This window comes from Serratia sp. JUb9, assembly GCF_014298095.1.
GTDB lineage: Bacteria > Pseudomonadota > Gammaproteobacteria > Enterobacterales > Enterobacteriaceae > Serratia_B > Serratia_B rhizosphaerae.
In genome coordinates this window covers 2710121-2725003 of record NZ_CP060416.1, presented here as the reverse complement: position 1 = coordinate 2725003, position 14883 = coordinate 2710121, and the positions used below count along the sequence as shown (strand labels likewise).

Sequence of the window (14883 nt, the reverse complement as noted above, 5' to 3'; positions counted from 1 at the left end):
CGGTAGAACGACAACCTATGAATCGCAGGGATCATACCTTTTCGTTCTGTTTTGGTCAAAAAACGCACGAATTACCGTTCGAATCGTGCGTTTCCTGCTGAAATTATTCGGTAAAAGTCTGTTTCACCCGCTGCGAGCGACGCAGATAAGGGACAAAAATCGCCGCCATCAGCAGCGGCCAGCCCAGGCTGCGCACCGCCACTTCGTCGGGAATCGGCGCGAAGGCGAAGGATTTGATCGCCAGCAGCACGGTGATCAGCAGCCACACCAGAAACAGTTTGGGAAAGCGGTGCGAACGGTGGCAGAACAGCCACAGCAGCCACAGGGTAAAGACCCACATTGCCAGCGTTGTCAGCACGGAAAAGTACCACTGCAGCGTGAAGGCCTGCGCGTTGGTCAGCAGATATTCGCGCGACTCCGGGGTGATAATCGCCATCGCGTACAGCGCCAGCATCAGGGTGGCGCTGAGCAGGGTGACGATCAGATAGGCCATGGGGGCCAACAGCCAACCGCCAATGCGATTGTATTCAGCGTGGGACATAAACGGCTTCCTGGATAACGGGTTAAGGCAAACTGCGGCATAGAGTAGCGGGTAATGCCCACGCCGTCATCCCCATGCGTGCGGTGTTGAGGGGGAAAGCATTGCCGTGCGTCGACGACAATGCTTATTCCGTTACGGAAACCGTCTCTACTGCAGGCTTCAGGCCTGGCGGCTCTCCTCCCGCAGCGTTACCGGGCTTTCCTGCACCGTCGGCGTATTGGAGCGCAGCGCGCGGCGGATCACGAAGAAGGCCGAAATCAGCATGGTGACGGCAACCAGCATAAAGAACCCGCAGAGCGCGGCGTTAATCTGGTTGCTGAACACGATGGTCTGCATATCCTGCAGCGTTTTGGCCGGCGCGATAATCTCGCCGTGCTCGATGCCGGCAGAGAACTTGTTTGCCTGCGCCAGGAAGCCGATGCTTGGCTTTTCATGGAAAATCTTCTGCCAGCCGGCGGTCATCGAAGTGACGAACAGCCAGACGGTGGGCACGATGGTGACCCAGGCGTAGCGCTGCTTCTTCATTTTGAACAGCACCACGGTGCCGAGGATCAGCGCCATCGAGGCCAGCATCTGGTTGCCGATGCCGAACAGCGGCCACAGGGTGTTGATGCCGCCGAGCGGGTCGATCACCCCCTGATAGACGAAGAACCCCCAGCCGGCCACCGCTACGGTGGTGCCGGCCAGGTTGCCGAACCAGGAGCGGTTATTCGCCAGACGCGGAACCGCCACGCCCACCAGATCCTGCACCATAAAGCGGCAGGCGCGGGTGCCGGCGTCGACGGCGGTCAGAATAAACAGCGCCTCGAACAGAATGGCGAAGTGGTACCAGAAGGCCATCATCGCGCGGCTGTTGAACACCTCGCTGATAATATGCGCCATGCCGACGGCAAAGGTCGGCGCGCCGCCGGCGCGCGACAGCACCGAGTTTTCGCCCACTTCCCGGGCGATCAGCGACAGCGTTTCCGGCGTTACCACAAAGCCCCAGCCGTTGATCACCTGCGACGCGTTTTCCACCGTGGTGCCGATCAGCGCCGCCGGCGAGTTCATGGCGAAGTAGACGCCGGGGTCCAGTACCGAGGCGCAGATCAGCGCCATAATGGCGACGAAGGACTCCATCAGCATCGCGCCGTAGCCGATAAAGCGCATGTGGCTTTCGCGCTCCACCAATTTCGGCGTGGTGCCGCTGGATACCAGCGCATGGAAGCCGGAAATGGCGCCGCAGGCGATGGTGATAAACAGGAACGGGAACAGCGCGCCGGAGAACACCGGGCCGCTGCCGTCAATAAAGCGCGATACCGCCGGCATTTTCAGCTCCGGCATGGCGAACACGATACCCACCGCCAAACCGATAATGACGCCGATCTTCATAAAGGTCGACAGGTAGTCGCGCGGCGCCAGCAGCAGCCAGACCGGCAGCACCGACGCGACAAAGCCGTAAATCACCAGCACCCAGGTCAGCGTGGTGCCGTGCAGGGTAAAGAACGGCCCCCAGTAAGGGTGCTGCGCCACGTTGCCGCCGTAGATAATCGCCAGCAGCATCAGCACAAAGCCGATCAGCGAGATTTCGGCGATTTTACCGGGGCGAATAAAGCGCATGTAAATGCCCATAAACAGCGCGATAGGAATGGTTGCGGCGATGGTGAACAGCCCCCACGGGCTGTCCGCCAGCGCTTTGACCACCACCAGCGCCAGCGCCGACAGGATAATAATCATCACCCCCAGCGCCCCGAGCATGGTTATCACCCCGGCGAAGGCCCCCAGTTCCTGTTTGGCCATTTCCCCCAGCGAACGGCCGTCGCGGCGGGTTGAGATAAACAGCACCAGAAAATCCTGCACCGCGCCGGCCAGCATCACACCGATCAGGATCCAGATGGTGCCGGGCAGGAAGCCCATCTGTGCGGCCAGTATCGGCCCTACCAGCGGGCCGGCGCCGGCGATGGCGGCAAAGTGGTGGCCGAACAGCACCCACTTGTTGGTGGGCACGTAATCCAGGCCGTCATTGTGCCGTTCGGCGGGCGTCAGCCGGCGGTCATCCAGTTCAAACACCTTTTTGGCGATAAACAGGCTGTAGAAGCGATAGGCGATGCTGTAACAGGCGACGGACGCCACCACCAGCCAGACTGCATTGACGTGTTCGCCGCGGCTGAGCGCCAGCATGGCAAACGCGCCGGCTCCGACCAACGCCACCACCAGCCAGATAATTCCGGACTTGACGTTCTTCATGGTAAACAACTCCTTGGTGTGCAGAGAGATGAACAGAGATGTTGTTATGAATAATGTGTAACAGCTTAAAAATAGGAGTTTTAGGCGGGAAGAGAAGCCGGGCGGCGAAGAAATGTGAGGCTAGTATTGTTTTATTGTAAAAACAATGTGATGAAATGACGTGAAAGCACGGCGATATCGGCGGCGGCCAATAAAAAGGCCGGGCAGTCAGCCCGGCCTCGGTATTGTCGGCCTCCCAACGCGGGGAGCGCGGAGGGTTACGCCGCCGGTTTGGCGATCACGTTGCGGGTTTCCATGCGCACTTCCGCAATATTGACCTGCAGCGTATCGCTCTGGCGGTAAACCACTTCGCCTTTCACCTGCACGGTGCCGGTATCCTGGCTGCACACCAGCTCATCGCGCACCGCATGGATAAACGGCGCCGGGATAAAGGCGACGGCGCCGTTATCCAGCAGGCGTACGCGCAGGCCGCCACGCGTCACATCGATGATCTCCGCATTGAAACGGGTATCGGTGCCAGCTTTGTCCTGCAGGAAGCGGGCGTACAGCCAGTCGCCGACGTCGCGTTCCGCCATGCGGTTGGCGCGACGGCGCTCTGCCAGCTGCAGCGTCATGGCATCCTGCGGTTTCTCCGCCGGTTGTTCGCTGATGATCGCTTTCAGCAGGCGGTGGTTGACCATATCGCCGTATTTACGGATCGGTGAGGTCCAGGTGGCGTAGGCTTCCAGCCCCAGGCCAAAGTGCGGGCCGGGTTCGGTGCTGATTTCCGCAAAGGTCTGGAAACGGCGGATGCGGCTGTCGAGGAACTGGGTCGGCTGAGCGTCCAGATGGCGTCGCAGTTCGCAGAACCCGTCCAGCGTCAGCAGCTTCTCGGCGTCGGCTTCAACGCCGTTGGCCTGCAGCACGGTGACGGCCTGTTCAACCAGCGCCGGGTCGAAGCCGTTATGCACGTTGTAGATGCCGAAGCCCAGACGGTCGCGCAGTACGATGGCGGCGCAGACGTTGGCGGCGATCATGCACTCTTCAACGATGCGGTTGGCGATGCGGCGATGCTCGGTGATGATATCCAGCACCTCGCCTTGCTCGCCCAGCACGAAGCGGTAATCCGGTCGATCCTTGAATACCAGCGCATGCTGGTGACGCCAAGAGCTGCGTGCGGCGCAGACGCGCTGAAGCAGGGTGATCTGCTGGGCGATGGCGTCGCTTGGCGGCTGCCAGTCGCCGACGCCTTCCAGCCAGTCGGAAACTTCGTCGTACACCAGCTTGGCTTTTGATTCGATCTCGGCGGCGAAGAAGTGAATATCGTCGCCGAGGGCGCCGTCGGCGGCGATGGTGACGCGGCAGGCCAGCACCGGACGGCGCTCATTGGCGCGCAGCGAGCACAGGTTGTCGGACAGGTCGCGCGGCAGCATCGGGATATTGAAGCCCGGCAGGTAGTTGGTAAAGGCGCGCACGCGGGCGATGTCGTCCAGCGCGCTGCCTTCATCGACGAAGGCGGTCGGATCGGCGATGGCGATGGTCAGCTGCAGCGTACCGTCGGCGTTCTCCTGCACCAGCAGGGCGTCGTCCATATCTTCGGTGCTGGCGCTGTCGATGGTGACAAAATCCAGCGCGGTCAGATCTGCACGCTGCAGAGCGTCGCTCGGCGCGTGGGTTTCCGCCATCTCCGGCGCTTCTTTCTCCAGATTGTGGCGCGCCAGCGTCACCCACCACGGCACGAAGTGGTCATCGGCGTGGGTGATGTACTGCGTCAGTTCGGCGTAAAACGTGCGGTCGCCCTTGAGCGGGTGACGACGCATCTCGGCCACCGCCCAGTCACCGGCCTGGAAGTCGTGGCTCAGGCCGCGCGCGGGGCGGCACTGGATGGCGTCTTTCAGCAACGGATGGTCCGGCACGATAGACAGGCGATCGTCTTTTTTCTGCACCCGGCCGACAAAGCGCGTCAGGAACGGCTCGACCAGCGAGTCCGGCTCCGCGATTTCGCGCTCTTTTTCCGTATGCAGCGTGGCGACGATGCGATCCCCGTGCATGACTTTTTTCATGTGCGGCGGTGGGATGAAATAGCTTTTTTGACCGTCTACCTCAAGAAAGCCAAAGCCTTTCTCAGTCCCTTTTACTACGCCTTCAACGCGCGGGGTCTGAGAGTGAAGTTGCTGTTTAAGCTGCGCCAGCAGCGGGTTATCTTGAAACATATCGTCCAGTGAATGGGTTGTGAGTGGCAAGATTTGCGGCTGACAGTTTTACGCGAATCACCCGCTGCGGGCAAGCCTGACGTCGCGCTTTTCCCGGCGAGGCGGACTATTTTTGGTCATTCTGCGGGCAGGGGGCGGAAAAGCGTCCCGACGAGCGGCCGGGACGGCGGGGCGATTACGCCTGCAGCGGCGTCGGTTGCAGGATCTCAATCCAGTAATCGTCCGGATCCTTGATGAACGCCACGTAGTTCATACGCCCTTCGTGCAGGCGCTTCTGGAAGGTGACGCCCATCTGTTCAAAGCGTTCACAGGCGGCGCGTACGTCCGGCACGGTGACGCACAGGTGGCCGAAGCCGCGCGGTTCGCTGTTGCCGTTATGGTACTGGAAATCCGGCTGATTTTCCGTGCCGTGGTTGTGCGTCAGCTCCAGGATGCCCGGCTGGCTCAGCGTCCACTGCTTGCGCTGCTCGTCATCCTGCGGGATCTGGTCGCGCGGGACGCGGGCCAGATACACGATGGTAAACGCCGCCTCGGCGAAGTCTTCTTTATATACCGGCGTAAAGCCCAGCACGCGGGTATAGAAGTCCAGCGCCTTGCTCAGATCTTTTACGCGGATCATGGTGTGGTTAAACACATAACCATCGGTAACGCTTTCCGGCTGGTCGGCGACGCCCGGCAGGTTTAATAACTCGTTCAGAGGCATAATTTTTCTCCTTGATGCTTTATCTGTAACGCTGTGCTGAGTATACCCTGTCTTGCAGGAAGCGTGTGGCGGGCGGCAACATCCGGCAACGTCTGATAACAACCGGAATGGATTTTAAAGCCGGCGCGCCGTTTTTTTCGCCAAAACGTGACGGCGCGGCTTGCGGGCGGCAAGGTTTATTACCGGATCGGCATAACACATACAAATGGTTGCACTCTGTTATCTGCTGTAAAAGACTGGTGATTCCGCTGCCGCGCCGTTTGGTGCAGTCTAGCCCGCCTAAAACAGAGAAATATGAAGAGGATATCGTCGTGAAGCCTAGTGTATTGGCCGTTGTATGTGGAATGTTACTGCCGCTGGCAGCCCAGGCGGCAGCAACGCCGGCGCAGGTTCCTGCGCTGACCCCGCCGCCAATCGATGCGGCTTCGTACGTATTGATGGATTATACCACCGGCCAGATTTTGGCGCAGGATCATGCTGACGAGCGGCGCAATCCCGCCAGCCTGACTAAACTGATGACCGGCCTGGTGGTCGACCACGCCCTCGATCAGCACAAAATTGGGCTGGATGACGTGGTGACGGTGGGCCAGGACGCCTGGGGCGCCGGCAACCCGGTATTTAAAGGGTCCTCGCTGATGTTCTTAAAGCCAGGTGACAGGGTCACGGTGCGCGATCTCAGCCGTGGCATTATCATTGACTCCGGCAATGACGCCTGCGTGGCGATGGCCGATTACGTGGCCGGCAGTCAGGCGGCTTTCGTACAGTTGATGAACCAGAAAGCGGCGCAGCTCGGGCTGAAAAACACCCACTTTGAAACGGTGCACGGCCTGGATGCGCCGGGTCAGTTCACTACCGCCGGGGATTTGGCGCAGATATCGCGGGCGATCATCATGAGCGAACCGGCGGAATATCATATGTACAGCGAAAAATCGCTGACCTGGAACGGCATCACGCAGCAGAACCGCAACGGCCTGCTGTGGGATAAAACGCTGCACGTTGACGGCCTGAAAACCGGCCATACGGCGTCGGCGGGCTTTAACATTATTGCCTCCGCCACCGAAGGCAACCGCCGTATGATTGCCGTGGTGATGGGCGGTAAAAGCTCGAAAGGGCGTGAAGAGCAGGCGCGTAAACTGCTGACCTGGGGGCTGCGCGACTTTGACACCGTGCAGGTGTTCAAGGCCGGCGCCGCACTGGGCAATGAGACGGTCTGGTACGGCGATAAGTCGCAGGTGCAGGTCGGCGTCCAGCAGGATCACGCGCTCAGTCTGCCGAAGGGCGAGGTGCAGAAGCTTAAGGCGCAGTACGTGCTGAACGGCAAACGGCTGGAAGCGCCGCTGAAGGCGGGCCAGACCGTCGGCGAAGTACGCATCAGCGACGACGGTAAACTGCTGGAAACGCTGCCGCTGGTGGCGCTGCAGCCGGTTAATCAGGGCGGGATCTTCTCGCGGCTGGTGGACTACATAAAACTCAAAGTATAACTATTCCCTCCGGGCCCGGCCGACGCCGCACGGGCCCGCTTTTTGCTGCTTAATGATATACTTGGTTTAGATGTCATCATCCGAGCGAATTAATGGATATTAAGCAACTGATTTATCTGTGTAATCTTGAGCGCGAACGCCATTTCGGCCGGGCGGCGGAAGCCAGTTTCGTCAGCCAGCCGACGCTATCTATGCGGTTGAAAAACCTGGAGAAAGAATTGGGCGTGGCGTTGATCAACCGCGGCAATAATTTTGAAGGCTTTACCGCAGAGGGCGAACGCGTGCTGGCCTGGGCGCGGGAAATCGTCTCGGTGTATCAGGGGCTGAAGCTGGAGGTGGAATCGCTCAAGCACGGGCTGAACGGAACGCTGGTGATTGGTGCGGTGCCGCAGTGCAGCATCATGCTGGCGCAGTTGCTGAAGTCGGTCAGCGCCAAATTTCCCCGGCTGGATTTCCGCGTTTCGGTACTCAGCGCCGATCAGCTGCTGGAGGCCCTGACCGCCCATACGGTAGACATCGGCATCGGTTTTTTCGAGCTGCAGACGCTGCACGAGCTGCATTTCCAGTCGCAGCCGCTGGAGGACAGCGGCGTCGATCTGCTGTTTCATCCGCAGCACTTTCCGCAGCTGGTCGGCGATACGCCGCTGACGCTGCGTGAGGTCGCCGACTTGCCGCTGTGCCTGGCGGAACCGTCGCGCTATTTCCGCCGCTATATCGATCAGAACTTCCGCGATGCCGGGTTAACGCTGCATACGCGGCTGGAAACCAGCTCGCTGCTGCAACTGCTGCAGGGGATTTTCGTCGGTTTAGGCTGTGGCATCTTTCCGCGCGGCAATTTACTGCCGGAAATGACGCCGCAGCTGCAGCGCCGTTCGATCGCGATAGCGCCGATGACGCGCCACGCGGCGGTGGTGGTGGCCGAGCCGGGCCGGGCGACGCCGCTGGCCCAGCATTTCTTTGACGCGGCCCAAAGTTGGCTGCTGCAGTAAATTACTCTTCGTCTTCCGTGCCGATGCTGAGCGTATCGCCCAGGCTATAGCGCAGACGGTTCTCCCAAGCATACAGAGCGCTGGTCAGTATCAGATCCAGCGCCTGCGCCTGCGTTGCGCCCTGCTGAAACAGCGGTTGTACGCTGTGCGGCGTAAACTTTTCCGGGCTGCGGGTTAGCGCGCTGCCGATCTGAATCACCGCCTTTTGCCGGGGATCCGCCGCAAGCTGATAGCCGGCGTCGATGCTGTCGCACAGGGCGTGCACCAGCGGCGGGTTGTGCAGATCGGCGGCGACGCTGGCGGCGCAATAGCGGCTGCCGTTGATGCGTGAGGTGCAGAGCGCCGCCAGCGCCATCAGTCGACGGCTCGTTTCATCATTACTGCCATGAATACCGTTAAATACGCCGTTGCGTTCACGCAGGGCAGCGGCATCATGGGCCAGCAGCAGGTAGTAATCCTCACTTCGCGCGTCCGGATGGCTCTGATCCAGCACGTCCAGCTGTTCGGCCGCCGCCTCTTCGGGTTGCAGCAGCGTCAGGCGTGACCGCCAGAGCGGCGGGCGTTCATCAAGGCGCAGCGCCTCGGCGTCCTGCTGGGTGGTGAAGCCTGGTGCCACCGCAGCGGGCCGGCCCGCCAGCGCGGCGATGCCGGCGACTACCCGCGCCTGATAGCTGACAAAACCGATAATCTGCACGAAGGAGACGATATCCGCTACGCTCAGGCCGACATCACTCAACTGCTGCAGCGCCTTACGACAGATCAGCGTGGGCTGGGTGGCAAGCTGGCGGGCGTATTGGGTGATTTGCGCTAAGCGGATATTACTTTCACGGGAGGCGTCGGGGCTGTCGAGCGGGGCGAGGCGGGCGGCGTAGTGGCTACACAGCGACTGCACGCCGGTAACCTGCGCCACCGTCAGCGCGGTACAGAGGCGATCGTATGGTGACAACGTCACGTGGCGCGACAGCGCGACCTGCTCGGGAAACAGTACGCTGCAGCACGCCAGCGAGGCGCTGAAGAGCGGCGCCCGGGCGATCAGCGCCTGATTCAATGCCGGGTCGGCAAACTCGCCCAGTCCCAGCAAAAAGCGGTCGCGGATCAGGGCGGCCTGCGGCTCTAACGGCATATCGCCGCGTACGCTGCACTGGGTTTCATGATACCACTGGCTATGATATTGGCGCTGTTGTTCCCTGAGGCGTGGACTCGTCATCAGTGAGATATCCTGTTGTTTAATCAACTCAACGTAGGGATATCTTCACTGATTCGAATAGCGAGATAAAATAATGTTACGTGCTAATCAATAACTGAAGGGAATAAAATATAATGATATATCACAAAAATGTAATTTGTATTTGCGCCTGACGGGTAACGGCCCGCCGCGCAGGCACGGCCTCCGGGCGGCGCCGACACCGCCCGGAAGTTGATGTCAGAAGCGGCCTCCGCCGTCGCGCCGCCAGGCGTCGGCGGTCAGGGCTTCGCCAAAGTGGCTGGCGATCAGCCGCTTGGTCAGTTCATGCAGCGGCGCTGCCAGCACCTCGGCGGTGCTGCCGCGCTCGACGATTTCCCCTTCATGCATCACCAGCACCTGATCGCTGATGTGTTTCATCATTCCCAAATGCTGGGTGACATAGATATAGGAGATGCCGTGCTTCTCCTGTAGTTCCAGCATCAGGTTGATGATTTGCGAGCGCATCGACATATCCAGCGAGGCCAGGGCCTCATCGGCGACGATCACCTTTGGCTGCAGAATCAGCGCCCTTGCCAGCGCTACGCGCTGTTTCTGGCCGGAGGCCAGCATATGCGGGTAGTAATAGGCGTGGTCCGGCAGCATGCCGACCTGGCGCAGCGTCTGGTTAATGCGCCGCTCGCGCTCCTCTGGCTCCAGATCGGTGTTCAGGCGCAGCGGGGCGTCCAGAATCTGCCCGATGCGCTGACGCGGATTGAGCGAGGTGCTGGGGTCCTGAAAAATCATGCGGATACGCTGGCTACGGTAGCGGTAGTCGCCGTAGTTCAGCGGATGGTCGTCGATCAACAGTTCGCCGGCGCTGGGTTCGACCATGCCGGAAAGCATCTTCGCCAGCGTTGACTTGCCTGAACCGTTCTCGCCGATAATCGCCAGCGTCTGGCGTTCGCGCAGGGTAAAACTCACCGACTTGACCGCTTCGACGTGCTGACGACGGAACAGACCGCTGCGGTAGCGGTAGGTTTTGCTCAGGTTGCGCACTTCCAATAGCGTTTCCATCTCACTGTTCCTCCATATTGAGCGGGAAGTGGCAGGCGAACAGGTGATTCTTCACCGCACGCAGGCGCGGGGTTTCGATGCATTTTTTCTGCGCATAAGGGCAGCGTGGCCCCAGCCGGCAGCCGATGGGCAAATGTTCCAGTGACGGGATCGCCCCCGGCAGGGTATTGAGCCGGCTTTTATGCGGCAGCGAACGGCCGAAGTCCGGCATGGCGCGGATCAGCGCCTGGGTGTACGGATGATGCGGTGCCGCCAGCAACTCCTCGCAGCGGGCGCTTTCCACCGTCTGGCCGCAGTAAAGTACGTTCACCCGGTCAGCCCATTTGCTCATCATCTGCAAGTCATGGCTGATCAGCAAAATGGTGGTGTTGTTGTTTTGATTCAGCCGCGCCAGCAGGCGGAAAATCTGCGCCTGGGTGGTGGGCTCCATCGCATTGGTCGGCTCATCGGCGATCAGCAGACGCGGCTGGTTGGCCAGCGCGATGGCGATCATCACTTTTTGACATTCCCCTTCGGTGAGCTCATAGGGGAAACTGCCCATAATATCGTTGTGATCTTTAATACCGACGCGGTGCAGCAGCTCAATCGCCCGGCGACGCCGCCAGTTGAAGCGCTGCCACCAGTGGCCTTTATAGGTCCAGCCGGGGATAGCCTGCGCCAGCTGCCGGCCGATGCTTTCGGACGGATCAAGACAGGATTGCGGCTCCTGGAAAATCATGGAGACGTTGTGGCCCACCAGCTTGCGGCGCTCGCGCGGCGTCAGCTGCAGCAGGTCGATGTCGTCAAAGCGCAGACGGTCGGCGGTGACGCGCCAGTTATCTTTGGTGACGCCGCAGATCGCCTTGGCGATCAGGCTTTTGCCGGAGCCGGATTCACCCACCAGCCCGCGTACTTCGCCTTCGCTCAGCGTCATGCTGACGCGGTCTACCGCCTTGACCGGTCCGTCGGCGGTCATAAATTCAATCGTCAGATTGCGGATATCGAGCAACGGCATTATTCCACTCCCGCATTAATGGCGCGGCGCATGCCGTCACCCAACAGGTTGATCAGCAACACGCTGATCAGAATGGCGGCGCCGGGCAGCATCACCGCCCAGGGCGCGACATATACCAGCTCCAGCGAATCGCCGAGCATGGCGCCCCATTCCGGCGACGGCAGCTGCGCGCCGAGGTCGAGAAAGCCGAGCGCGGCGATATCGAGGATCGCCATCGACAGCGCGCGGGTGAACTCGGTCACCAGCACCGCGGCGATATTGGGCAGCACCGCATACCACAGGATCTGCAGGGTTGAAGCGCCGTCCAGCCGCGCCGCCACCACATACTCTTTTTCCAGCTCGTCATGCACCGCGCTGTAAATGGTGCGTACTATGCGCGGCAACAGCGCCAGCCACACCGCCAGCATGGCGTGCTCCAGTTTCGGGCCGATAAACGCCACCACCACGATCGCCAGCAGCAGCGACGGGATAGACAGCAGGGTATCGAGAATATGGTTCAGCACCGCCGAGCGCAGGCCGTGGGTCACGCCGGCCAGCACGCCGAGGATCACGCCGAAGAAGGCGGCGCCCAGCGTCACCACCAGCGCCGAGCCGAAGGTGGCGGCGGTGCCGGTCAGCAGCCGGCTCAGCAGATCGCGCCCCAGATCGTCGGTGCCGAGGAAGAACGACACGTTGCCGTAGCGCGACCAGGAAGGCGGCAGCAGCTGGTAGCCGAGGAACTGCTGGTCGAGCGCATAGGGCGCCAGCAGACTGCCGAACAGCGACAGCAGCACCAGCGCAATCACGCCGTAAAAACCGATCATCGCCAGCGCGTCGCCGTAAAATATCCGCCAGGTATAGCGCAGCGGGCTCGGCATTTTCTTTTCGCGGTATACGTTATCGAAGGGCATACCATTCCTTATGTTTCAATGGGTTGGTTGCCGCACCCAGGATATCGGCCAGCACGTTGATGGTGATGACCAGCGAACCGACCAGCATCACGCCGGCGGAAATGGCGGCGTAGTCCTGCTGGCGAATGGCGTTAATCAGCCAGCGTCCCAGACCCGGCCAGCTGAAGACCACTTCGGTGATCATCGCCAGCGTCAGCATGGTGGAGAACTGCAGCCCCAGCTTCGGGATGATCGGCGGCAGCGCGTTGTGCAGCACGTGACGGCGGATAATGGTAAAGCGCGATAGGCCGCGGGTGGCCGCCGCCTTGATATAGTTCTGGCTGAACACCTCGTCGGTGCTGATGCGCATCAGCCGCACCACTTCGGTGGTCGGCGCCACCGCCAGCGCGGCGATCGGCAAAATCATATGGCGCAGCGCGCTGGCGATCATTTCGCTGCGGTACGGCGAATCGGACAGCCAGGCGTCGACCAGCGCAAAGCCGGTGACCGGCTGCACCTGATACAGCAGATCGAAACGGCCGGAAACCGGCAGCCAGCCCAGATGCAGCGAGAAGAACAGCATCAGCAGCAGCGCCAGCCAGAATACCGGAATGGAGAAGCCCAGCAGCGCAAAGGTGCTGATGGCGGTGTCCTGCCATTTGCCGCGCATCACGCCGGCGATAATGCCAAGCGGGATACCGATAAACAGCGCCAGGGCAAAGGCCAGAATGCACAGCTCCATGGTGGCCGGGAACACCTCACGCAGCTGTTCGTCAATCGGCTGGCCGTTAATGCTGGACACGCCGAAATCCCAGTGCAGCAGACTGGTGAAATAAAATTGGTAGGCATCCCACAGCCCGGCGCCGCTGAGCGGCGCATGCGGCGTGAAGTAGCTCAGGCTGAAGCCTACCAGCGTCAGGAAAAACAGGGTGATAATCAGCAGCAGGCAGCGGCGCAGAGTAAAGATAATCACGGTTTTTCTCCCTCCGCCGTTTCACGATACACGCCGGCGAATGATGCGTTGCCGAAGGGGCTGAGCACCAGTCCCTTGATGTCATAACGGTAGGCCTGCAGACGCAGCGATGACGCCAGCGGCAGCACCGGCAGCTGCTGCTCCAGAATTTTTTGCGCCTGACGGTAGCTGTCAATGCGCTGCGCCAGCTGCTGCGACAGCAGGGCGTTTTGCAGCGTTTCATCAAAACCGGGGTCGCACCAGTGAGCATAGTTGGTTTGCGAGCGAATTGCCGCGCAGCTCAGCAGCGGCCGGAAGAAGCTGTCCGGGTCGTTACTGTCGGTGGCCCAGCCGGTCAGGGTGAGGTCGTGATTCATCTCCATCAGCCGCGCCTCCTGGAAGCGGCCCTCCACCGGCACGATGGTGACGTGCACGCCGATCTGGCCCAGATCGGCCTGGATCAGTTCGGCGGTTTTCAGCGGGCTGGGGTTATAGGACTGCGAGGCGGTCGGCACCCACAGCTTCAGCTGCAGATTGTCGATGCCGGCCTCTTTCAGCATGCGGCGCGCCTGCTGCGGGTCGTAGGCGGTGACGTGCGCGTCATTGTCATACGCCCAGGAGGCGCGCGGCAGAATCGACGCGGCGGTCTCGGCGGTGCCGTAGTAAATCGACTGCATCAGACGCTGGTTGTTGATCGCCAGCGAGATGGCCTGACGCACCTTCAGGTTATTGAACGGCGGTTTGCGGGTGTTGAAGGCCAGATAGGCGATGTTCATCCCCGGCCGCAGCGTCAGACGCAGGCGCGGATCGTCGCGCAGAATGGAAAGCTGGCTGGCGGCCGGATAGGCCAGGACGTCGCATTCGCCGGTCAGCAGTTTCGACAGGCGACCGGTGCCGCCGGCGCCCAGGTCAATCACCACCTGCGCCATACGCGGTTCGCCTTTCCAGTAGGCCTGGTTGCGCGCCAGGCGGATATATTGCCCGGAGCGGTATTCATTGAGCAGGAAAGGCCCGGTGCCTACCGGCTCGCGGTCTATCATCTGCTGGTCGCCGGCCTTGCTCAGGTTGTCGGCATACTCTGCCGACAGCACCGGTGCATAGTGGGTAGCCAGATGCCACAGGAACGAGGCGTCCGGCGCCTGCAGGCGGATCTCGACGGTGTAGTTGTCGAGCTTTTTCACGCTTTGCACCGAATCAGAAAACTGCAGGCTGTCGAAGTAAGGATACTCGCCACCGTTGACGTCGTGATACGGATGCTTGTGGTTAAACACCCGCTCAAAGCTGAATACCACATCGTCGGCGTTCATTTTACGCGTTGGCGTAAACCAGGCGGTGTGCTGGAACGGCACGTCTTTACGCAGGTGGAAACGATAGGTAGCGCCGTTGTCCAGCACCTCCCAGCGCTGCGCCAGCTCTGGAATCAGCCGGTAGGTATAGGGGTCAACATCCAGCAGGCGATCGTACAGCTGCGCCGCCAGCGTATCGACCGTCAGGCCGCTGCTGGCCATCTGTGGATTAAAGGTGTTCAGGATGCCGTTGACGCAATAGACAAAACCGCTCTGATGTACGTCCGGCAGGGGCGCCGGAGCATCAGCCGCGGGCGCAGGCGCAGGCGCAGCGGCGGCCATCAGCGAATTGCCCAGGCATAACGACAGGATCCAAATGGGTAAACCACGCATAGAGGCTTCATGGGTTAA

The 14883-nt window shown here is 60.8% G+C and carries 12 protein-coding genes; 2 read left to right on the top strand and 10 right to left on the bottom strand.

Annotated features, from left to right (window positions below; all coding sequences use genetic code 11):
- Nucleotides 1-103: 103 nt before the first annotated feature.
- The 4 genes from HF675_RS12880 to gloA form a co-directional block, all read right to left on the bottom strand.
- Nucleotides 104-541, bottom strand: a complete 438-nt coding sequence (locus tag HF675_RS12880) for a DUF2569 domain-containing protein (RefSeq protein WP_105231031.1) — start codon at nucleotides 539-541, stop codon at nucleotides 104-106.
- Nucleotides 542-700: 159 nt separating this feature from the next.
- Nucleotides 701-2767 (bottom strand): carbon starvation CstA family protein, encoded by a 2067-nt coding sequence (locus HF675_RS12875; protein WP_105231032.1) that lies wholly within the window; start codon nucleotides 2765-2767, stop codon nucleotides 701-703.
- A gap of 257 nt (nucleotides 2768-3024) precedes the next feature.
- Nucleotides 3025-4959, bottom strand: coding sequence for an exoribonuclease II (locus HF675_RS12870; protein ID WP_111737150.1), 1935 nt, complete (start codon nucleotides 4957-4959; stop codon nucleotides 3025-3027).
- Between the two features lie 175 nt (nucleotides 4960-5134).
- Nucleotides 5135-5662, bottom strand: a complete 528-nt coding sequence (gene gloA, locus HF675_RS12865) for a lactoylglutathione lyase (RefSeq protein ID WP_187043142.1) — start codon at nucleotides 5660-5662, stop codon at nucleotides 5135-5137.
- Between the two features lie 311 nt (nucleotides 5663-5973).
- Here gloA and dacD point away from each other — a divergent pair, with 311 nt between their 5' ends.
- Complete coding sequence (gene dacD, locus HF675_RS12860; protein WP_105233318.1) at nucleotides 5974-7143, top strand: serine-type D-Ala-D-Ala carboxypeptidase DacD; 1170 nt, start codon at nucleotides 5974-5976, stop codon at nucleotides 7141-7143.
- A 92-nt stretch (nucleotides 7144-7235) separates the two neighbouring features.
- On the top strand, nucleotides 7236-8132 hold the full coding sequence (locus HF675_RS12855) for a LysR family transcriptional regulator (protein WP_111737148.1): 897 nt from the start codon (nucleotides 7236-7238) through the stop codon (nucleotides 8130-8132).
- Between the two features lies 1 nt (nucleotide 8133).
- Here HF675_RS12855 and HF675_RS12850 read toward each other — a convergent pair whose 3' ends face one another.
- The 6 genes from HF675_RS12850 to sapA all read right to left on the bottom strand — a co-directional run bounded on the left by HF675_RS12850 (nucleotide 8134) and on the right by sapA (nucleotide 14865).
- The gene (locus HF675_RS12850; RefSeq protein WP_187043141.1) at nucleotides 8134-9339 is read right to left on the bottom strand and encodes a peroxidase; all 1206 of its coding nucleotides are present in this window, start codon (nucleotides 9337-9339) and stop codon (nucleotides 8134-8136) included.
- A gap of 216 nt (nucleotides 9340-9555) precedes the next feature.
- Complete coding sequence (sapF, locus tag HF675_RS12845; protein WP_105231036.1) at nucleotides 9556-10371, bottom strand: putrescine export ABC transporter ATP-binding protein SapF; 816 nt, start codon at nucleotides 10369-10371, stop codon at nucleotides 9556-9558.
- A 1-nt stretch (nucleotide 10372) separates the two neighbouring features.
- Nucleotides 10373-11365: a putrescine export ABC transporter ATP-binding protein SapD gene (sapD, locus tag HF675_RS12840; protein ID WP_105231037.1), complete on the bottom strand. Its 993-nt coding sequence runs from the start codon at nucleotides 11363-11365 to the stop codon at nucleotides 10373-10375.
- Complete coding sequence (gene sapC, locus HF675_RS12835) at nucleotides 11365-12255, bottom strand: putrescine export ABC transporter permease SapC (protein ID WP_111737147.1); 891 nt, start codon at nucleotides 12253-12255, stop codon at nucleotides 11365-11367. The genes sapD and sapC overlap by 1 nt, the downstream gene beginning before the upstream one ends.
- Nucleotides 12242-13207: a putrescine export ABC transporter permease SapB gene (sapB, locus tag HF675_RS12830; RefSeq protein ID WP_105231039.1), complete on the bottom strand. Its 966-nt coding sequence runs from the start codon at nucleotides 13205-13207 to the stop codon at nucleotides 12242-12244. The genes sapC and sapB overlap by 14 nt, the downstream gene beginning before the upstream one ends.
- Complete coding sequence (gene sapA, locus HF675_RS12825; protein WP_187043140.1) at nucleotides 13204-14865, bottom strand: ABC transporter substrate-binding protein SapA; 1662 nt, start codon at nucleotides 14863-14865, stop codon at nucleotides 13204-13206. The genes sapB and sapA overlap by 4 nt, the downstream gene beginning before the upstream one ends.
- Nucleotides 14866-14883 lie beyond the last annotated feature (18 nt).